The 20,785-nt window shown below is 58.8% G+C and carries 18 protein-coding genes; 14 read left to right on the top strand and 4 right to left on the bottom strand.

Annotation, left to right across the window (positions count from 1 at the left end; genetic code table 11):
• Positions 1 to 37 precede the first annotated feature (37 nt).
• A complete protein-coding gene (gene bcsA / locus L9B60_RS00770; protein WP_438866047.1) occupies positions 38 to 2,245 on the bottom strand; it encodes a UDP-forming cellulose synthase catalytic subunit in 2,208 nt (735 codons plus the stop codon).
• Positions 2,242 to 3,066 carry a cellulose biosynthesis protein BcsQ gene (gene bcsQ / locus L9B60_RS00765; RefSeq protein ID WP_249675132.1) on the bottom strand — a complete coding sequence of 275 codons (825 nt, stop codon included), beginning with the start codon at positions 3,064 to 3,066 and terminating at the stop codon, positions 2,242 to 2,244. Before bcsQ ends, bcsA begins: the two co-directional genes overlap by 4 nt.
• A gap of 453 nt (positions 3,067 to 3,519) precedes the next feature.
• Here bcsQ and L9B60_RS00760 point away from each other — a divergent pair, with 453 nt between their 5' ends.
• Both L9B60_RS00760 and L9B60_RS00755 read left to right on the top strand, forming a co-directional pair.
• Positions 3,520 to 3,906 (top strand): hypothetical protein, encoded by a 387-nt coding sequence (locus L9B60_RS00760; protein ID WP_249675130.1) that lies wholly within the window; start codon positions 3,520 to 3,522, stop codon positions 3,904 to 3,906.
• 80 nt (positions 3,907 to 3,986) lie between these two features.
• Positions 3,987 to 4,571, top strand: a complete 585-nt coding sequence (locus tag L9B60_RS00755; protein WP_249675129.1) for a hypothetical protein — start codon at positions 3,987 to 3,989, stop codon at positions 4,569 to 4,571.
• Here L9B60_RS00755 and L9B60_RS00750 read toward each other — a convergent pair.
• Both L9B60_RS00750 and galU read right to left on the bottom strand, forming a co-directional pair.
• Positions 4,565 to 4,891 carry a mannose-1-phosphate guanylyltransferase gene (locus tag L9B60_RS00750; protein ID WP_249675127.1) on the bottom strand — a complete coding sequence of 109 codons (327 nt, stop codon included), beginning with the start codon at positions 4,889 to 4,891 and terminating at the stop codon, positions 4,565 to 4,567. The two genes, L9B60_RS00755 and L9B60_RS00750, sit on opposite strands and share 7 nt — an antisense overlap.
• Positions 4,892 to 4,951: 60 nt before the next feature.
• Positions 4,952 to 5,785 (bottom strand): UTP--glucose-1-phosphate uridylyltransferase GalU, encoded by an 834-nt coding sequence (gene galU / locus L9B60_RS00745; protein WP_249675126.1) that lies wholly within the window; start codon positions 5,783 to 5,785, stop codon positions 4,952 to 4,954.
• A gap of 240 nt (positions 5,786 to 6,025) precedes the next feature.
• Here galU and L9B60_RS00740 point away from each other — a divergent pair, with 240 nt between their 5' ends.
• The 12 genes from L9B60_RS00740 (at position 6,026) to L9B60_RS00685 (ending at position 20,739) form a co-directional block, all read left to right on the top strand.
• Entirely contained in the window at positions 6,026 to 6,469 is a 444-nt protein-coding gene (locus tag L9B60_RS00740; protein ID WP_283780549.1) for a low molecular weight protein-tyrosine-phosphatase, read from the top strand.
• 139 nt (positions 6,470 to 6,608) lie between these two features.
• Positions 6,609 to 8,825: a polysaccharide biosynthesis tyrosine autokinase gene (locus L9B60_RS00735; RefSeq protein WP_249675124.1), complete on the top strand. Its 2,217-nt coding sequence runs from the start codon at positions 6,609 to 6,611 to the stop codon at positions 8,823 to 8,825.
• 14 nt (positions 8,826 to 8,839) lie between these two features.
• Positions 8,840 to 10,018, top strand: coding sequence for a polysaccharide biosynthesis protein (locus L9B60_RS00730; RefSeq protein WP_249675123.1), 1,179 nt, complete (start codon positions 8,840 to 8,842; stop codon positions 10,016 to 10,018).
• Positions 10,015 to 11,172 carry a polysaccharide pyruvyl transferase family protein gene (locus L9B60_RS00725; protein ID WP_249675122.1) on the top strand — a complete coding sequence of 386 codons (1,158 nt, stop codon included), beginning with the start codon at positions 10,015 to 10,017 and terminating at the stop codon, positions 11,170 to 11,172. Before L9B60_RS00730 ends, L9B60_RS00725 begins: the two co-directional genes overlap by 4 nt.
• A 9-nt stretch (positions 11,173 to 11,181) precedes the next feature.
• On the top strand, positions 11,182 to 12,192 hold the full coding sequence (locus tag L9B60_RS00720; protein WP_249675118.1) for a hypothetical protein: 1,011 nt from the start codon (positions 11,182 to 11,184) through the stop codon (positions 12,190 to 12,192).
• On the top strand, positions 12,189 to 13,259 hold the full coding sequence (locus L9B60_RS00715) for a glycosyltransferase family 4 protein (protein WP_249675117.1): 1,071 nt from the start codon (positions 12,189 to 12,191) through the stop codon (positions 13,257 to 13,259). Before L9B60_RS00720 ends, L9B60_RS00715 begins: the two co-directional genes overlap by 4 nt.
• A gap of 23 nt (positions 13,260 to 13,282) precedes the next feature.
• Entirely contained in the window at positions 13,283 to 14,500 is a 1,218-nt protein-coding gene (locus tag L9B60_RS00710; protein ID WP_249675116.1) for a glycoside hydrolase 5 family protein, read from the top strand.
• Between the two features lie 168 nt (positions 14,501 to 14,668).
• Positions 14,669 to 15,709 carry an acyltransferase family protein gene (locus L9B60_RS00705; protein WP_283780548.1) on the top strand — a complete coding sequence of 347 codons (1,041 nt, stop codon included), beginning with the start codon at positions 14,669 to 14,671 and terminating at the stop codon, positions 15,707 to 15,709.
• Between the two features lie 425 nt (positions 15,710 to 16,134).
• The gene (locus tag L9B60_RS00700; protein WP_249675114.1) at positions 16,135 to 17,241 is read left to right on the top strand and encodes a polysaccharide biosynthesis/export family protein; all 1,107 of its coding nucleotides are present in this window, start codon (positions 16,135 to 16,137) and stop codon (positions 17,239 to 17,241) included.
• A gap of 14 nt (positions 17,242 to 17,255) precedes the next feature.
• Positions 17,256 to 17,921 (top strand): YjbF family lipoprotein, encoded by a 666-nt coding sequence (locus L9B60_RS00695; protein WP_249675113.1) that lies wholly within the window; start codon positions 17,256 to 17,258, stop codon positions 17,919 to 17,921.
• Positions 17,918 to 18,676, top strand: coding sequence for a capsule biosynthesis GfcC family protein (locus L9B60_RS00690; protein WP_249675112.1), 759 nt, complete (start codon positions 17,918 to 17,920; stop codon positions 18,674 to 18,676). The genes L9B60_RS00695 and L9B60_RS00690 overlap by 4 nt, the downstream gene beginning before the upstream one ends.
• Positions 18,673 to 20,739, top strand: coding sequence for a YjbH domain-containing protein (locus tag L9B60_RS00685; RefSeq protein ID WP_249675111.1), 2,067 nt, complete (start codon positions 18,673 to 18,675; stop codon positions 20,737 to 20,739). Before L9B60_RS00690 ends, L9B60_RS00685 begins: the two co-directional genes overlap by 4 nt.
• Positions 20,740 to 20,785 lie beyond the last annotated feature (46 nt).

Below are 20,785 nucleotides of genomic sequence, written 5' to 3'. Positions count from 1 at the left end.
GTGAGGACAGCGAGCAGGCCGCGGGGGGTAAAAGAGTTCAAGGCTGGGGCGTTTCCACGGTAGGTGGCAGGGAGGGCGTGCGGGTGAATAGCGGGCGCAGTCGCAGGTGCACCGCACCCAGACTGCTCAGGAACAAGTCGCCAATGGCGTGCAGGCCGATACCGCTGACGTGGAGCAGCGCGCGCAGGGGGGCATCGACTTGCCCATTGCCCCAGGTCGAGGCCCAGGTATCGGCACGCGAGAAGGTCAGGCGCACTAACTCGCTTTGCAGTGTCAGGGGCAGGTCGTCCAGGCGCAGCCCGGCCATGTCGCCCTCGTGGAAAATGGCCGAGGCGCAAAACAGGCTGGAGGGAGGCTCGCGCAAGATGCACACGTGCACTTTTTCGCCCAGGCCCAGGGTGATGCCAGCGGGCAACTTCACGCCGATGCCGCGCTGGGAGAAGTCCTGGGTATGACAGTCGAAATGGCTGCCATCGGCGCGCAGGATGCGCACCGGCAGGTTGGCCGCAACCCGGGGTTCGGCGCGTACCTGGGACACTTCCTTGGCCACGGCCACGGCGGTGGCCACGATGATGATGTTGTACAGGGTCCACACCAGGTTGATCGCCAGGGTGGTGGAAACAGACGTATCGCTCCACAGCAGCTTGACTGCGCCGAACAGCAGGCCCAGCACGTTCAGCGTCAACAAGATGATGTAGGGGCGGGCCAGTTGCCAGTCGAAGTAATCCTCTTTGATGATGCCGCCTTTGTCGGTCACGTTGAACGTGCCCAGCGAGGGTTTGACCAGTGCCAGCAGCACCGGGCGCAGGATGTACCAGGCCAGCACCGACTCATACACCTCGTTCCAGAATGAGTGGCGGAAGCGCCCCTGAATGCTGGAGTTGGTGAGGTTGGAGTGGGCGATATGCGGCAGTACGTACACGGTCACCATCAGTGCCGAGGCATGGAATATCTGCGCATCGAATATCAGGTAGGCCAGGGGCGCGGTGAGGAACACCAGGCGTGGCAGGCTGTAGAAAAAATGCATCATCGCGTTCAGGTAGCAAACCCGCTGGCCCAGGTTCAGGCCCTTGCCCAACAGGGGATTGTCGGTGCGAAAGATTTGCGCCATTCCACGTGCCCAGCGAATGCGCTGGGCAATGTGCCGCGACAGGTTTTCGGTGGCAAGCCCGGCGGCCTGGGGGATAGCCAGGTACGCGGTGTTGTAGCCGCGGCGGTTGAGCTTGAGGGCGGTGTGGGCATCTTCAGTGACGGTCTCGGTAGCGATGCCGCCCACGTCCAGCAAATGGCTGCGGCGCATCACCGCACATGAGCCACAAAAGAACGTGGCGTTCCACAGGTCGTTGCCGTCTTGCACCAGGCCGTAGAACAACTCGCCTTCGTTAGGCACGGAACGAAAAGTGCCCAGGTTCTTTTCGAAGGGGTCGGGGGAGTAGAAAAAATGCGGCGTTTGCAGCAGCGCCAGGTTGGGGTCCTTGAGAAACCAGCCTAAGGTGATTTGCAGAAACGAGCGCGTGGGGACGTGGTCGGCATCAAAAATGGCGACGTATTCGCTGTGCGTGACTTTCAACGCTTCGTTCAGGTTGCCGGCCTTGGCGTGGCGGTTGTTGTCGCGGGTGATGTAGTTCACCCCGACCTGCCGGCAGAAGGTCTTGAAGGTGTCGCGCCGGCCATCGTCGAGCACATGCACACGCAATTTGCCAACTGGCCAGTCGATGGCTTGCGCCGCCAGCACCACTAATTTGACGATGCTCAGGTCTTCGTTGTACGTGGGGATGAACACGTCCACCGTGGGCCATTGTTGTTGGTCGGCTGGCAGCATTACCGGTTTGCGTTGCAACGGCCAGGCGGTTTGCACGTAACCCAATACCAGCACCATCAGTGCGTACAACTCGGCCAGCACCAGGCCGTAACCGAACACCGCGTCTTCCCACGTCTCAAAGCTCAAGGTGTCGCTCAGGCGCCAGTACAGGTACCGCAACGAGGCGATCAACGACAGGATGATCAGGCTGATGATGGCCAGGCGGCCCTTGTATTTGCGCACCCAAAGGCTCAGGCAAAAACAGAAGCTGGCGAACACCGCCTGGGCCTGCAGGCCCAGCGGGGCGCTGAGGATACCGATCAGGATGACGATGACGATCAGCGTCAAGCCTGCGCGCATCAGCCACTGTGCAGGCCTGGGCCAGCCGCTGATATGCGCCGCCAAGGTGTCCAGGCAGGCCTGAGGGGTAGGGAAGGCGATCATTGCGCGGCGCGCTCGCCCAACAGTTCACGCAGTGTGCCGGCCAAGGTGTTGACGTCGCGGCAGCCGATGCCTTGGGGCATTCGTAGCAGCGGGTCGCGACCGTAAGCCAGTGATTCACGCAGTTGATGGTCCAGGCGCACCGAGCCGATCAAGGCGCTGCCCAGCCGCTGTTCAAACAACATCACCATGTCTTCGCAAAAAGTGCGCGACTCATCGACCTGGTTCAACACATGCCGGGTGCACGGCGCACGTGCGCCCAGCCCTTGGGGCAAGCTGTCGAGCGCGAGGTAGGAAGCACCGTCGGCCAGGCTCACCACCAGCACCATGTCGGCCACCTGGATCGCTTGTAACGTCGCCTCTGAAGCACCCGAGGGGGTGTCTAGGATCACCGTGTCGCGTTCGCCCAAATCCATGCCCGCCAAGTGCCGGCCCAACCAATCGCGGTCCTCCAGCATCTGCTGCTGGAGGGTGCGATATGCCGCCTCGTCGGCCATGCCGTAGCCCAGGCACTCACTGTGGCTGTAGCCGGGCGTACAGTAGGTGTTCCAACTATCGCCGGGCGCAAGCAACTGTGCCAACCCTGGCGCCCGTGGCGGCGTGCCCAGGTGATTGGGCAGAGCGCCTTGCGGGTCCAGGTCAATGGCGAGGGTGCGCGCCCCCGGGTTTTGCAGGGTCTTGGCCAGGCCCGCCGCCAGCGTGGTCTTACCCGTGCCCCCATTGGCCGACACCAGCGCGATGAGGGTGGCAGCCGTTTGGCGGTACCGGCGATCGGCTTTCGTCGAGCGTTGTTGGCTCAGTTCAGTCAGCAGGTCGCGCAGCAATCGAGAAGGGCTGCCGGGTGTCGAGGCAAGAGGCGCGGCGGCCGATTCTATATCCGTTACTTTAGTAGTAGTGCAGTGCGGTACAGGAGTTATTTCCTGATAGTTGCTTGAACTTGCGCCAATCCGTGAAAAGAGTTTCTTGATATCGTCCGACGCTGACATGCATTGTACCGAAAATGAAATAAGCAAGGTGTGCGCTAGGATAATAAAAAGTGAGGTTAATACCGCTGTTATTAATGTGGGATAAGCGTTAGGAGCTGTCAATCATTGTTATAAGTCGTCAGTGTTTTAAGTGTCGTCCAGCTTGCGGCGGTTAGTAATTGCCGTATCTGTTATAAAACGTCATGCGCGCGTTAAGGGAGGCGTCGTATTATGAAGGTGACGAATTAGGTGTGTGCCCGGTGTTTGCATTTTTATGAGAATACACTTAATTATTTTAACGGGAGTGTCTGCGTGGGCGCCTTGAATAACTTAATGCTGGGCCATGTGCTGAGGAAGTTGACCGATGTCTTTGAGGTGATGTTGATTACCTCAAAAAGTACTGCGCCCCAGGCGGCTGCGATCGCGCAAGCCCAGCAGCGCAAAACATCAGCAAAAATGCCTTATTGGTTGCGCTGCTTGCGTTCAAATACGCCGCTGCAGGTGACTCACGTGTTGTTTCAACATATGCATCAGATGCAAAAAATTGACCGCCAGGGGCGGTTCGAGGCGCAGTCGGCGCTGTTCGAACTGCTGGTAGAGGAAGGCATTGCGATGGACATCGTCAGTTACTCGGCATTGCGCCTGGGGCCGGTGGCACTGCCGACGGCTTGTCGCGCCAAGGCCGGCGTGCGCGTATGATTGCGCGCTGATCCACCTTTTGATACGAGGCTCCATTGGATTCCAGGTTGGCAATCGCCCAATACGCTGGCATCACGGTCATGCTCCCTGCAGCGATCGTGATCGGACTGTGGCTGTGGTTCAACGCCTCGCGCCGCGCGGCTTGCCTGTGGGGCACCGTATTGCTCGGCGTTTACGCCGTGGTGGCCACCAGCAAAATCCTCTACAAGGGCTGGGGCGTGGGTATCGACAGCCTGGACATCGCGGTAATCAGCGGCCATGCGATGAATGCCTGCCTGATTTGCACGGTGGGCCTCAGCTTGTTGGCACGCCAATGGCATCCGGCTTTGCGTTGGCCAGCGGCGGTGGTCGGGTTGGTAGCCAGTGTTTGGTTTAGCGTGACCTTCATCGCGCCTGCCGTTCATCCGTTGCCGGAGGCGATTGCCGGCGCTATCGCCGGGTGCGTCGCAGCCCTGGTGTTTTTAGTGCGCCTGGAGCGGTTGGACGCCGAATCGATTCCCATATCGGCCATTGCCATAGGGGTTACGGTGATTATCCTGTGTGCCGGCATACCCAAGGTCACGGCGGAGTCGCTGCTTAACCATTGTGCGATGGCCATCTCGGGGGTCAGTCATGCGTTTGAGCGGGCGGATTGGCCGGGGCGGGCGCAGGTGGCCCGTTATTGATCCGCCGTGAAACTTCTCAAGCGACTGAGTAATTCCTGCGTTTTATCACCGAGCACGCCTACATCCCCCCGGCTGTCCACGCGCAGCACGACCGCCGCCTCGCCCTGTACCCGGTGCACCCAAAAGCGCCATTGTTCGAACACCATCCGCAAGCCATGGCGCTCATCGATCTCCAGTGCCTGGGCGGCATAGCGCTCACGCAACCGAGTCAGGCAGGCGTCGGCGTTGGGCAAAGCCTGGAGGATATCGCCGGAACTGGGGAATACACCCATTCGCTCCACCAATGGCAACGTTTCAAAAAGATATTCAAGGGCGTTCATGGTGAGGCCTTCTCAGGTAATGGGGCAGGCCGCCCTGTCGTGAGCGGCCGAAGGTCGGGCTCAGCGACCTTTGAGGTACAGTTGTTCGTAACAAAACTGAGTGGCGTCGATGTAGCCTTCCGCACCGCCGCAATCGAAGCGCAGCCCCTTGAACTTGTAAGCCAATACGCAGCCGCTTTGGGCCTGCTTCATCAGCGCATCGGTGATCTGAATTTCACCGCCCTTGCCGGGCTCGGTGTCGGCAATCAAGTCAAAGATGTCGGGGGTCAAAATATAGCGGCCAATAATGGCCAGGTTTGAGGGTGCAGTTTCAGGGCTGGGCTTTTCGACCATGCTGTTGACGCGATAGATGCCATCGCGAATCTGCTCGCCGGCGATAATCCCATATTTATGGGTCTGGTCGGCGGGGACTTCCTGAATGGCCACGATTGAGCAGCGAAACTGTTTGTACAGTGCGATCATTTGCGCCAATACGCCATCGCCGGCCAAGTTGATACATAAGTCGTCGGCGAGTACCACGGCAAAAGGTTCGTCACCAATTAACGGGCGCCCGCTGAGAATGGCATGGCCTAGCCCCTTCATCTCGACTTGCCGGGTGTAGGAGAACGTACAGGTTTCGATCAATTCCCGCGTGCCGGCCAGGAAGGACTCTTTTTCGGTTCCGCGAATTTGATGCTCCAACTCGTAACTGATATCGAAGTGGTCTTCCAAGGCGCGTTTACCGCGACCTGTAACAATGGCCATGTGTTGCAGGCCTGCGTCTCGTGCCTCTTCAACGGCATACTGGATCAGGGGTTTGTTGACAATCGGCAACATTTCCTTGGGCATGGCTTTTGTCGCCGGTAGAAAACGCGTGCCATAACCGGCGGCGGGGAATAAACACTTGCGAATCATGGGCGTACCTTAAAGTTGAAGCGATGAGCTTTGCGGTGGGCGGGATGTCAATAAGCTTAGTACCTCAGCAACTTTTTACCTTATTAATTGGGTGGCTGACAAATGTAAAAGTGCGCGCAATCCCGGGATGTTAGTAATTGTCCTGCTGCACGGTCATGCGTTAATAACTGTCAGCTAACACGGCCGCGCAGTGCGTACTCTGATTGACGTTATCAGGTTGATGTTGCCGGAGTAAGTTCGTTGATTAATCGGGTTCTAATTGTGTGCATTGGCAATATTTGCCGAAGCCCAATGGCCGAGCAGTTGTTGCGCGAAGCGTTGAGCTCTTCGGCCATTGAAATTCATTCGGCGGGGCTTGCGGCATTGGTCGACGCGCCGATCGAAGCGACGGCGCGCAGTGTCTTGGAAGCTCATGGCCACGCTGCGCCAGAGCACCGTGCCAGGCAGTTTACCCGTCAGGCGGCGAGCGATTGCGAGTTGATCCTGGTGATGGAGCAACACCAGGTAGAGCGCATTTTGAAACTGGCACCAGAGGCCCGAGGCAAGGTGTTCCTACTGGGTAAATGGCAGGGCAATCGGGAAATAAGCGACCCTTACTGTAAAGGCGAGAGCGCGTTCAAACAGGCCTATGCATTGATTGAAGAGGGGGTGCAGGCGTGGATCAAACGGTTGGCCTACCCATAAAGTTAGTTTGGTGATCCTGGTGTTATAAACCGTCAGCCGCGCGCCCAGCATCAGCATTAGCATAGTGTCTGTTCGCCGCGGTATCGGCGGGTTCCCTTGTGGATTTTCAATTCAAGCGCTCCTACTGAAGAAGTTTAGAATGCAACCGATCATGCCGAAGGCCTTGCACAGCGAAAGCGACACTCATGAGTTTGTCGCGTTGGCTGCCAACTTGATTGACAGCAAATGGAAAATTGCCGGCCTAACCTCGGTGTTCATGGCCGTGGCCATCGCCTATTCGGTGTTCACACCGCCTATTTTCAGCGCCAATGCACTGGTGCAGGTGGAACCTAAGAAGGCTGATATTTTTGGCCTGTCCGATATCTCCAGCATGCTCGGTGGCGCCTCGCCAGCGGCCACTGAAATAGAGTTGATCAAGTCCCGCTCGGTGGTCGGCAAGGCGGTCAAAAACCTCAGGCTGAATATCATCGTGCAGCCCCGTTATTTGCCAGGGGTAGGGTATTTCCTGGCTAAGCGCTATGAGTCAGCCAACACCGACCTGGCCCCACCGCGCTTGGGCCTTGAGCGATATAACTGGGGCGGTGAGCGCGCCAGTGTCACGACCCTTGAAGTGCCAGACGCACTGTTGGAAAAAGACCTGACCTTGCGCGCCCTCGACGATCAAGCCTATGAGCTGCTTGATGACGACCAGAACCTCTTATTGCAAGGGCACGTAGGCGTCGAAGCCGATCAGCAGGGTGTGAAGATTCTGGTCCGCACCCTTGAGGCCAATCCGGGTGCCCGGTTCACGGTGCGTAAGGAATACCCCATGACCACCATCCTGCGCTTGCAGGACGACATGGACGTGACTGAAAAAGGCAAGGACTCCGGCATCGTCGCACTGTCTTTGGAAAACCGTGACCCTGAACGTGCCAAACAGATTCTCAATGAAATTGGCAGCCTTTACGTCAAGCAGAATGTCGAGCGCACTTCGGCCGAAGCGGCGGCAAGCCTGGACTTTCTCAAGGAACAATTGCCGTCGGTCAAGCAAGACCTGGAAAAAGCCGAATCAGCGCTCAACGCCTACCAAACCCGCAAAGGCACTGTCGATATCAGCGTCGAAACCAAGGCGGTGCTGGATCGGATCGTGGCACTGGATACGCAAATTTCGCAGTTGCGCCTGGGGCAGTTGGAGATGGACCGCCAGTACACCCACGAGCACCCTGCCTACCAGGCATTGGTCAAGCAAATCAGTCAGCTGAATGGGCAAAAGCAAGCGTTGGCCAAGGGCGTCGAAGCGTTGCCTGAAACCCAGAAAGAACTGATGAGCTTGACGCGGGACGTGAAGGTCAGCAGCGAAATCTACACCCAGTTGCTGAACAAGTCCCAGGAGTTGGACGTGATGCGGGCCGGGGCGGTAGGCAACGTGCGCCTGATCGACAGTGCTGATGCCGACATGACCAAACCGGTGAAGCCCAAGAAGCTGCTGATCATCCTGATCGCCACGTTCCTGGGCGCGTTTATCTCGGTGGCCCTGGTGCTGATTCGCAAGAGCTTGAACCGAGGTGTCGAGTCGGTGGAAGACATCGAGCAATTCGGCTTGCCGGTGTATGCGTCGATCCCCCAGAGCCTGCTGCAGGATGAGCAGAAGCCGGGGCGCTCCAAAAGCCTGGTCGCGGGGGTTACCTCGCGGTTGCTTGCCTTCAGTCACCCCACCGACACCGCGATCGAGGCACTGCGTAGCCTGCGCACCAGCATGCACTTCGCCATGCTGGAATCGCACAACAAGTGCGTGATGATTTCCGGCCCCAGCCCGTCGGTGGGCAAAACGTTCGTCTCGATCAACCTGGCCACGGTGATTGCCCAGGCGGGTAAGCGGGTGTTGCTGGTGGATGGCGACATGCGCAAAGGCTATATCCACGAGGTGTTTGGCAAAGAGGCGCAGAACGGCCTGTCGGACATCCTCGTCAAGCGCTCGCCATTGTCCCAGTGCATTCATGAAACCGAGGTGGCGGGGCTGTTTTTTGTTGCTCGTGGGCAAGTACCGCCAAACCCTTCGGAGCTGCTGATGCACGCTAACTTCGAGGCGTTCATCCGTGCGGTTGATGACGCATTCGACTTCATCATCATCGACACCCCACCGGTACTGGCCGTGACCGATGCGCTGATTATCGGACGCCATTGCGGCACCAATTTGATGGTTGCCCGGTTTGGTTTGAGCCCGGTCAAAGAGATCAGCTATGCCCTCAGGAAGCTGCAGCAGAACGGAGTCGGTGTTGGCGGCCTGATCTTCAACGGTTTGCGCAGGACCGCCACCAATAGCTATGGGTACGGCGGCTATGGGTACGTTTACGACTACAAGTCCCACAGCCACTGATCGCCAGGATACCCATGAAAAAGATACTCGGGACATTAGCGGAGCAGGGCGCCTACACGGGCGGGTTCTTTGTCACCCAGGTGATCGCCGCGCGGGTACTGAGCCTGGCCGACTTTGCCTTGTTCAGCGCGATGTATTCGTCGGTGATCCTGCTGAGCATCATCCACGCCTGCACCACTGCCGATATCCTGCTGATGTTTGGCCGGCGCGGGCAGGCGCTTGAATTGCGCAGCCTGTTGAACATCCTGTACCCCGTGGCGGTGCTGGCAGTGCTTGCCACCGGGTATTTCGCGATCACCACGGGGCGCGAGTTGACGGTCGTGCTGTTGCCGTTTTTCTTCATGGCATTTGTCATGTACTGGACATTGCGCAGCTTGGCCATTCTCAATCGCAAGACCTTTGGCCTGTTGGTGCCACCGGTGTTGCAGGTGGCAGTGCTGTCGACGTTGCTGCTCTACCCCGCCATTGCCTCACTGGACCTGATCGTGGCGCTGATTGCTCTGTGCCTGGGCAGCCCGGCGCTGTATTTCTGGCGACGCTTGGGTCGCGGTGAGCCTTACGCCATCGAACCTCGCGCCTGGATCGGCTTCAGCATCAGTAATAGCGCCGCCCAAGTGGTGCTGTGGGCCATGACCCATGGCGTGGTGATTTTCCTGCTGGCCGGTGGCGACACGGCGGGGTCGGCTTATTTTCGCGTTGTCATGACCCTGATCCTGCCTGCTCAGTACTTCGGCATAGCGCTGTCCAATCATTACCTGCCAAGGCTGATGAAGCTGCGGGGGGGCGATCGCACTGCGTACTACCGCCAGTGCGCACAGTTGGCCGTGCTGGGGGTGGGGGCAAGCGCACTGTATGGCGCGTTGCTGATGCTGGGGGGCGATGCAATACCTCGCTTGATCTTCGGCCAGGCGTTCAGCGGCATCGGCCTGTCGCCACTGGCGATCTTGCCGGTCAGCCTGGCGGTCATCCAGTCCGGGCGGACCATTCTCAAGTCATCGGGGTTCAACCACTACGTACTGCTGGCCATGCTAGTCGGCTTGGCCGGTTTCACCCTGCATTTCATTGACCACCAGCACACGTTGACCACTGGCGCGATGTTACTGGGGGTCAACTTGACGGCAGCCAGCATCGTGTTGGTGGTGCTGGTAACGATCGTGTTGTCCCGTTTTAATTCTGCAGAGGTGCGCGCATGAATATCGTGATTGGAGGGGTGCCTTTCAGCCAGAACCTGGGCGACGGGATCATTTTCGACAACATCAAGAACTTGTACGACGGCACCCAAAAGGCCACGAACATATCGCCGCTGGACATCGCCGGCCGCGACGATTTCGAGACGGGCGCGACCTCATCGGACCTGAAATTCAGGGTGCTCTCAGCCATCCCTTCCATGGGCCGCAAACCCCTGTTGGCGTTGTTTTTTTACTTGAAATACCTGGGGGTGTGGCGCAAATCCTGGCGCTCGAAATTGGCCGAGGCTGATCTGCTGACCTTGGGTGGTGGGCAACTATTTTTGGATGAGGAGCTGAACTTCCCGCTTAAATTGTATTTCCTGTCGCTGACCGCCAAGCAGTTGCCCGCGTTGAAAACGGTGATCGCGTTTGTCGGCGTTTCACCCACCTTGAGCCCCGTGGGCAGGCTGTTGTTTCGCCGGGCACTGAAAAATTTCAACCCACAGTCGATCTCGGTGCGCGACGAAGCGTCCAGGCAGAACTTCATTCGGTTGATCAACCCCCACCTGGCGGTCAAGGTGGTGCCCGACCCCGGGGTCAACTCCAAGCAGTGCTATCGGGTTGAAAGCCTGCCAGGCGATCAGCACAGAAGAATTGGAATTTGCATTTCCAATCCCAAGGGGCTCGATGTGCAGGGTCGCCTGGGCAGGGCGTTCCATGCGCAAACCCGCGATTATTTCGAAAGCCTGGTCAAGTTACTCAATCAGCAGGGTTATCACGTCTCGCTGTTTACCAACGGTGCCAGTGAGGACGAATTACTCAAGGACGAGATCCATGAGGCGTGTGCCGCGTGGGTGGCCGTGTGCGAGCAAAAGCCCAGAACGCCGAGCGACCTGGTCAATACCATCAACCGCTATGACCTGATCGTGGCGCACCGGTTACACGCCAACATTATCGCCTACTCCCTGGGCATTACCTCCATCGGGCTGCGCTGGGACACAAAACTTGAGTCATTTTTCAAATCGATCAACCGCGAGCACCTGTTTATCGACACCGTGCTGCCCACGGCCGTGCAGACCGTTGCCCTGATCGATGAACACCTCGACAGCCGCCTGAGCAGCCGGGGCCCGCGGTTGATTCACCAGTTGATGGACGAAGTCGAAAGTCACTTGGCGTAATGATCAATCATGAATAACCGTCAGGATGTAACGCTGGGGGCACGGCTGTTGTTGTGCCTGTTGTTGATGTCATTTGTATTTGCCATCTATCTGTTCCAAGACGTGCTGTTGCCCAAGTACTTCTTCACCGACGCCGGCACGATCAGCAACTTGATTAATTACGTGGACCTGAGCAGTGCCCAGGCCGACTCGTTCGTCACCACCGCCTGGGTGTTCAGCGCGTTGGGTGAAGAGGGCGCGCAGGTATTCCTGCTCGTCGGGGTCATCTGTGTCGTGGTGCTGATGTCGTTCCGTTCGCGGCGCTACGAGCTGATGGCTTTTACCGTGTTGTACATGTTGCCGTTCACCTTGTTCAACTTGAAGCTGTCGAAAGAGGCGATCGTGATTGTCATGAACTTCAGTTGCTGCCTGGCGTGCCTGTCGGGCCGCAGCAAAGTGTTCAAGGTGGTCTTCATCGCTTCGCTGTATGTGCTGTACGCCTACTTCTTCAGGTTTTACTACGCGTTCATCGCGGCGGGCATGGTGTTCTTGACCTGTTTTTTTTCCGCTCATGGACGTTTGCGCACCGGGCTGCTGTGCCTGGCACTGGTGGCTTGCGTGGTATTGCCAGGGGATGTCTGGACGCAGCTGCAATTGGCTCGGGACACGGTCAATACGAGCAGGGAGGGGCTGGGCGACTCGAAAACCATTTTTTCAAACCTGCTGACGCCCAACGGCGTTATCACCGCCTTGCCCAACTCGCTGTACGGCGCGGTGCGCTTTCTGTTTGCCCCGATTTTTTCGTTCCGGCCCCAGGAGCTTCTGCTGTCCATGGTGCTGTGGAGCGTGATCGTACTCATCGTCAGGAATCGCAACTACAGCCACCCGTTGATGGCCCTGCTGTTTTCCAACTTCCTGATCCAGACCTTTTTCGAGCCGGACCTGGGGTCGTTCCTCAGGCACATGACGGCCTACGCCTTCTGCCTTTATGCGGTGCCCCAGGCGCCAAACACTCACGCTATGGACGGGTCAAGAGCATGAATAGAACGCTGCGGGTATTGAACGTCGCCGAGACGGCCAAAGGGGGTATCGCCAGTTACCTGAATATTCTGGAACACCAGCGTGAGGCCTTGAATTGCGAGTTTTCCTATTTGATACCCGAGGCCCATAAGGCCCAGGTCATGTCCGACCGCGTGATTGCCCATGAGTGCGCGCGAGGCTTGGCAGGGACCCTCTCGCTGGCAATCAAGCTGGTCTGGGCGGTGCGCCAGACACGGCCCGATGTCATCTTTGCGCACAGCACCTTCGCTGGCATCAGCCTGTGCCTGGCGTATCCGTTCCTGGGCAAACACGTCAAGACGCTGTATTGCCCCCATGGCTGGGCGAGCTTTCGCGACAGCTCGGCGCGCGTCAAAAAGGTTATCCAGTTCGTGGAGCGCGGTATGTCGTTTATTCCCAGGCGCACGGTGAATATCTCTCACTACGAGCACCGCAAGACACGTGAACTGGGCTTTTCCAACAAGTGCACCTTGATCGAAAACACCGTGCTGCCGGCCACGTCGGCGGACGTGTTGAGTTGTTTTGATAAAAGCAAAATAAACGTATTGTTCGTCGGCCGCTTCGACCGGCAGAAAGGCTTCGATATCCTGCTCGATGCCATCCGGATGATCAACAAGCGCCCCAATAACCTGTGTTTTCATTTGGTCGGGGATTCGGTATTGGCCGGTGAACCGCCCAAGTTCGTGTTCTCGGGCAATGTGTTCTACCACGGCTGGATCGGGGCCCAGGACATCGACTCCTATTACCTGTCTGCCGACTTTTTGGTGATGCCATCGCGTTGGGAGGGCTTTGGCCTGTGTGCCTTGGAGGCCTTTCGCAACGGCTTGCCGGTGATCGCCAGTAATCGAGGTGCACTCCCGGACGTGGTGGTGTCCGATTACAACGGGCTGGTGTTCGATGGCACGGCCAACGGGCTGTACGCGGTCATCCAGACATTGGATAAATGCCACAAGACGCTTTATGCCGACAACGCGCTGAAGGCCTACAACGAAAAGCACAATGTCATCCGTTTCATCGAACAGTACGTGAAGCTGTTCCGTTCGTTATGAGCGTGCGGCCTAAGGGGAACATCATGTTCAAGCGCGCGTCGCTATTGTTGATAGGGTTGTTCGCATCGATTGCCGCCCAGGCGGCACCCATGTTCAACACAGCGCTGCCGGTGCCATTGGGCGTGCAGATCATGCCCAAGGCGGTGACGGATGATGACCTTGCACGCATCAAGGCGGCGGGGTTCGATTTCGTTCGTTTTGGTGTTCGGCCACCCGTGGCCCTGTTGCAGCCGGGCGTCATTGACTACGATCGTTTGCTCGCACGGATCAATGCCCATGGTTTACAGGCATTGGTGACGTTGTTCGGTGGCAATCAGGTGTGGGGCAACACCGTGGCCGCCGACCCGCAGCCGGCCGAGGCATTTGCGCAATTTGCAGCGACCTTCGTAGGTGCCCATCTTGACCAGGTGCAAGCTTGGGAGTTGTGGAACGAACCGGAGATCAAGACGTTTTTAACCCCGGGCAACGAGGCGGTTTTTTCCAATGCAGTGGCTGCCTTCTGCTCCCAGTTAAAGGCTGCCAACGTTAAGCCCAAGCACTTGATGGGCTTTGGTTTCGCCAGGTTTCCTTACAGTGACAGCCGCTATGCACGCTTTGGCAGCGATATCGAACGTGCGGCGAAACAGGGTTGCATCACCGACATTTCAGTGCACCCCTATCGGCGCACGCCCGAAACCGTGAGCCAGGATTACCAAGTGCTTCGGGCGAACCTGGATGCACATGGGTTGGGCACTATCGGCATCGTCTCCTCGGAGTGGGGCTACGCCAGTTACTTTCCCGTACGTACCCAAGCCATGCAGGCCAACCTGTTGTTGCGCATGTACTTGGCCAACATTGCGGCCGGCGTGAAGGCGGCCAGTGTGTATGCCTGGAAAGACTCCGGTAGCGTAGCGATCAGCCGCGAGCAGAATTTTGGCCTCATGCAGGCCGACGAGGTGTCGAAACCCGCGCTGGCCGATATCCAGGCGGCACTGGCAACGCTCAAGCACTTCACCCTGCAGGGCTACGTGAAGACGGGGAGCCTCAACCAGTTGACCTTGAAAGACGGGCTGCGGCAGTTGGACATCTTCTGGGCGGATCAAGGCCGCATGCCGGTGCGCGCGGCGCTGCGTGGTTATTCGAGTTGCCAGCAATTTGCGCTGGCAGCGGGTGATGAGCGCTCATCGTGTAGCCCTGACAAAGGCGAGTTTGAACTGAACGTCGACACGCGCCCACTGGCGATTTTAACGGTTGCCCCCTGAATATTAAAATCTTCTGAAAATAACATTAAGCCCCGGCAGTCATTATAAAACGTCGGCATTTAATTCAAATGAATATCATCCGGCTCAGTATGATGAGTCTCAGATGGCCTGCTTGTCTGGATCAGGTCGGTTCATGGGGTTCTAATGATCGGGGTATAACGAAAGACCATGGTTTATTCCGTTCAATACTTGAGAGCCTTGGCCGCGCTGTTGGTGGTTGTTGCCCATTCGCTGCACAAAGTCGGACAACTTTCATCGGTGCCCATCGAGGGTTTTACCTTGGGCGATGCCGGGGTGGATTTGTTTTTTATTATTTCTGGCTTTGTGATGTGCCATGTCTCGGCTAATAAATCGATAAGCCCCGTGAACTTCATGAGGGCGCGGCTGGTGCGGATCTTGCCGCTGTATTGGTTGTTGACGTGTGCAGCCTTGGTGGTGTTTCTCATCAACCCGGGCATGGTCAACAGCAGTGGCGGCGTGACGACCCTTGTGCACTCGTTCACCCTGTTCCCGGTGGGCCAGAAATTATTGATACAGAACGGCTGGACACTCAGTTACGAGTTTTGGTTTTACCTGATTTTCGCCTTGGGCTTGCAGGTCCAGGGGGCTGCTCGCTTGGCCATTGTGAGCGTGATCATTGTGGGGCTGGTGGCTTTGGGCATGTGGCTGAAGCCGCTCGCCCCGGCATTGTCTTTCGCCACCCAACCGCTGTTGCTGGAATTCCTGATGGGCTGTGCCGCCTACGGGTTGATCAGGCGCGAGTGGCTGGGGCGACCGGCGTATTTGCTGATTCTGGTGCTTGGGCTTGCGGGCGCGGTGGTGGCGAACAATTGCCCAGGTAGCGCATCGCGCGTGCTGCTGTGGGGGGTGCCGATGATGGCGGTATTTATCGGTTGCGTCGGCTTGGAAGCCTGGTTCAGGCAGTGGGCTGAACATGCTGTGGGGCGCCTGCTCAAAGGCTTGGGAGACGCTTCGTATTCCTTGTACCTGTCGCATCCCTTTGCCATTAGCACGGTGGCCGTGCTGCTGAAAAAGTCAGGGTTGCAACACTACACCTTGCTGAGTGTGATCGCCCTCGTGGTGGCCTCATGGGTGGCCGGCCAACTGTGTTATGTGTTCGTCGAGAAGCCTTTGCTCAAGCGCTTTCGGCACTGGGGGCAACCTCGCCAACAGGATACGCACGCAGCCGTTACCCCTCTGCGGCCATAACACGCTGACAGTTAATAACATTGCCTTGAAGGCGTGTGCGCCGCTGTTTTATCAATGACAGGCTGTCGAAAAAAATCATCATTAAAGGGAGTGAATTATGAAGCGAATAGGCATGGCACTGGCCGTAAGTGCAATGTGGGGTGGCGCTGTGTTTGCCGTGGAGCCGCCACTGACACAACCCAGTGGGCTCATCGGCGATGTGACGCCGGCGGGTTACCTGTCGGTGGCTGGCGCAGTGATTGGCGGCGTCTTGGCGATGTCCAATAGTGGTGGAAGTTCCAACGGTACTACCACGGGTACTACCGGAACGACTGGCACTACCGGGACTGGCAACTAGCCCGGAATAACATCGGTGTAACGGGCCACTCGATCGGCGTTGAGTGGCCCGTCTTTCAAAACACGTCTCTCCTCCATGTAGTGTGCTTATGACCGTTAAATTGTTGTTGGTAATTTCGCTCTCGATGCTGTTGCAAGCCTGCCTGTTTGCGCCAGGCCAGACAATGGACACGGCGGCCATGACTTCGGCGAACGGTGCACAAGGTGTGGACTTCATTGCAATCACGCCCAAGTCGATTGCCATGGATGCCGCTGCTGCCGAACAACATCCGGTACCGGCGCCGTTGCTGGCCTATTCGCCAGACGGTTATCGGATCGGGCCCAACGACGTGCTGTACATCACCGTGTGGGACCACCCCGAGTTGACGGCGCCTTCGGGGCAGCAACAACAAATTGATGCCAACGGCCGGCTGGTGCGCCCGGACGGTACGCTGTTCTATCCATTCCTGGGGCCGGTGCAGGCGGCGGGCAAAACCATTGAAGAGCTGCGCAAGTCGATTGCCGCGGGGTTGGCTCGCTATGTCGATAACCCGCAGGTCGACCTGAGTATCCTGCGCTTCGCCAGCCAGACAGTGGTGGTCTCGGGTGCCGTGCTGAAATCTGGAAAACAGTCATTGACCACCAGCCCGTTGAGCGTGGTGCAAGCGTTGGGTGACGCCGGTATCGACACCCTCAACGCGGACCTGGCCAACCTCACCCTGTTGCGCGACGGGCAGCGCTATACCCTGGACCTCAACACCCTGGGGCAACCTGACAACCAGTTGAACAGTGTCTATCTCAAAGCCGACGACACGCTGTACCTGGCGTACAACGATCTGAAAAAAATCTACGTGATGGGGGAGGTCAACCAGCCCCGTGCGCTGACCTTCAAGACGCGCACGCTGAACTTGTCCGAGGTGTTGGGTACGGTCGGCGGGTTGAATCAAAACACCTCCGATGGCCGCGCGGTGTATGTGATCCGCGGGGTCGATAACCTTCAAACCACGCCGGCCAAGGTCTACCAGCTGGACGTGAAATCGCCCTCGGCCATGGTATTGGCGACCCATTTTCAGGTCCAACCCCAGGACGTGGTCTATGTCGGACCTGCAGACGTTACGCGCTGGAACCGCTTCATCAGCCAACTGGTTCCCTCGGCCTCTATCGTAGGCATAGGTGCTGCTGCTCAAAATAACCTGAGTGAAGCGGCCAGCAGATAAGGCGCACTTTGACCGTGAATATTTATCGAACGGGCGCAGCGCTGCTGCTGGCCCTGGGCCTTGGCGGATGTGACCCGTTGTCCCGGGCATCAGTGGACGACTTGGTCACTGCCATCAAGCCAGCACCCGCGTTGCAACTGAGCCCCTCCCAAATCGCCAGCGTCCCCTACGCCCAGCTCAAACTCACCACCCCCTCCGGCGAAGGCGTGCTCGCCCTTGTGCGCCAACGCGGCGACCTGCAGTTCTGGGTCGCGTCCGGCAAGCAGGTGTTGATGCTGCGCGACGGCCTGGTGGTGCGCAGCGTGGGCCTGGGGGTTGGCGAAGATTTGGATGGGACGCAACTGGCCCCAGGTTCACCCTTCAAGCAAGGCTTGCATCAGGTGGCCGACGGTTACCAGAGCGAGCGCTTGATCGACCTCTACCACGGTTACCGCGTGGGTGTACCGGTGCACAGCCGATTCAGCCGGGGTGGGTTGCAAACCCTGCGCATTCTGGACAAGGACTACGCGGTGTTGCGTTTGGATGAACAGATTGATGCCCCGGCGATCGGCTTGCAGGCCACCAATCACTATTGGGTGGACCCGCAGACGGGGGCCGTGTTGCAAAGTGAACAACACCTCACGCCGACCTTGACCGTGACCATTGTGCAGCTCGCCGCCGCGCGCGAGCCGTTGCTATGAGGCGGCTGGCAGGGGTGTTGGCGGGCCTGGCAATGGGGGCGGCGCAAGCCGGGCAGGTCACGGTGAGCGGGGATGTGCTCTACCCAGGAACCGTGGCCTTGCCGGCGCACGCGCGTTTGCTCGATGCCGTGACGGCCGTGCAGCCCAATGCACAAAGCTATTGGCTGGCCGCAGGTTGGCTGCGGGCGAGCCTGGTGCAAGAGCAGGTTCGTCTCAAGACCGGCGTGCTGTTCGACCTCAAGCTGCTTGAACGCGGCGCGATGCTGGAGGGCCTGACGCAGCGTGCTGCGATCGCGCGGCGTGTGTACCAATGGGTGGCGCAGTTGCCGGTCACGGGTCGCCAGGTCGCGGTGCTGGACCCGGTAGCGTTGGAGGTGGGCTTTGCCCGCAATGATCGGGTCGAAGAGGGCGATCGGTTGGTGTACCCCCGCCGTAGCGGTGTCGTGCAGGTCATGGGCGCGGTCGCGCGGCCTTGCCGCTTGCCCTATCAGCCCCTCCTGCAAGCCCGCGATTACCTGCGCGACTGTCCGGCGTTGGTCGATGCCGACCCCGATGACCTGTGGCTGATCCAGCCCGATGGCCATGTAAGGCGTATCGGCGCCGCAGCGTGGAACCGCGAATCGGCTGCCGTGCTGGCCGATGGCGGCACGCTGTGGGTACCGATCCGCACCGATGACCTTGATGTCCCTGTCCCTGAACTTAATCAGCAGTTGACTGAATTTCTGGCCACGCAACTGGCTGAGGTGGCTCCTTGAATTTACGTTTTGCTGCAGTGTTGTTGCTGCCGTGTGGCCTGGCCCATGCCGACCCGCGTTACACCCAGAATGACTTCGGCGGCGTGGGCTTGCTGCAAACGCCCACGGCGCGCATGGCGCCGGCGGGGGAGTTGAGCGTCAACGCCAACCGTACCGAACCTTACAGCCGCTATAGCCTGTCGATGCAGCCCTTCGAATGGCTGGAGGGGTCGTTTCGCTATACCGCGATCACCAATCGGCCCTATGGCTCCCAGGCCCTGAGCGGCAACCAGAGTTACAAGGACAAGGCCGTGGATTTCAAGGCACGCCTGTGGCAGGAAAGCCGCTGGCTGCCGGACGTCGCCTTGGGCTTTCGGGACATCGGCGGCACGGGGTTGTTCTCCAGTGAATACCTGGTGGCGAACAAGCGCGTTGACGATTTGGACTTCAGCGCGGGTATCGCCTGGGGCTACCTGGGCAACCGTGGCGACTTCGACAACCCCCTGGGGGCGTTGGACGAGCGCTTCAAAACGCGCCCGGCCAGCGAGGGCACCGGCGACGTCAACACCAATGCCTATTTCCGTGGGCGGCCGGCGCTGTTTGGCGGCGTGAGTTATCAAACGCCTTGGCCGGCCTTGAGCCTCAAGCTTGAGTACGAAGGCAACGATTACCAGAACGAACCACTGGACAACGTGATCAAGCAAGACTCGCCCGTCAACATTGGCGCGGTCTACCGGCTGACTGATTCGGTCGACCTGAGTGCCGCCTGGGAGCGGGGTAACACGGCCATGTTCGGCATCACCCTGCACACCAACTTCGCCAGCCGCAAAGCGCCGGCCAAGCGTAACGATCCGCCTTTTGAGAGACGCTCGACAGCGCAGCCTGCCCAGGTCGACTGGGCAGACGTGTCCCGGCGCCTGCATGACAACGCGGGTTACCAGGTGCAGCGTATCAGCCAGCAGGGCGCTGAAGTGCGGGTGTACGGCGAGCAGCAGAAGTACTTCTACCCCGCCAAGGCCGTGGGGCGCGCCAGCCGGATCCTGGACAACAGCACTGCAGCCGACGTGACCTGGTTTACCCTGGTGAACGAACGCTATGGCATGCCCTTGGAAGAAACCAGCGTGCCGCGAGAGGCCTTTACCCAGGTCGCCGGTAACCGCGAGGACCTGGCCACGCTCAAGCGTGGCACCGAGGTCAACGCCTCGATGGCTCATCGCGAAACCACGCTGTACAGCGAGCCGTTGCACCCGTTCGATTACGGCTTTGGCCTGGGCTACAAGCAGAACATCGGCGGCCCCGATGGCCTGCTGTATCAGTTCACTGCCGATGCCACTGCCGAGTATCGCTTTACCCGTTCCACCTGGTGGAGCGGCATGCTCAGCGCCAACCTGTTGAACAATTATGACCAGTTCACCTATGACGCCCCCAGCGGGTTGCCGCGCGTACGCACCGACCTGCGTCAGTACCTGACCACCTCGGACGTGACCTTGCCGACCTTCCAGCTCAACCACGCGGTGCAATTGGATCGCGACGTGTACGCCATGGCCTATGGCGGCTACCTGGAGTCCATGTACGCCGGCGGTGGGGGCGAGGTGTTGTATCGGCCTATGGGGGAAAGCTGGGCCGTGGGTGCAGACCTCAATTATGTGCGTCAGCGCGCGTTCGACCAGGGCTTTGGCCTGCGTGATTATTCCACCGTGACCGGTAATGTCACCGGCTACTTCGACCTGCCCGGCCAGGCCCAGGCGGTGGTCAGTGTCGGTCGCTACCTGGCCCGTGACTGGGGCACCACGCTGGACCTTTCACGGGGGTTCGGCAATGGCGTGCGCTTTGGTGGCTGGGTCACCCTGACCACCGCAACCAAGGCTGAGTATGGCGAAGGCAGTTTCGACAAGGGCATCTACCTGTCGATACCCTTCGACGAGTTGCTGAGTACCTCCACCCAGCGCCGCGCCAACGTGGTGTGGTCGCCGTTGACCCGCGACGGCGGTGCCAAGGTTAACCACGCCTATTCGCTGAAGGCCATGACCGACAGCCGCGACAGCCGCTTGCTTTACGACAATTTCGAGAAGATCACCGAGTAGCGTTGCTGATTGAATGGCCTTTAAAAAAAAGGGGGGCGCTCAACCG

This window comes from Pseudomonas abieticivorans (genome assembly GCF_023509015.1).
In the GTDB taxonomy this organism is placed as follows: Bacteria; Pseudomonadota; Gammaproteobacteria; order Pseudomonadales; family Pseudomonadaceae; genus Aquipseudomonas; species Aquipseudomonas abieticivorans.
This window is presented reverse-complemented; position numbering and strand designations above follow the sequence as displayed.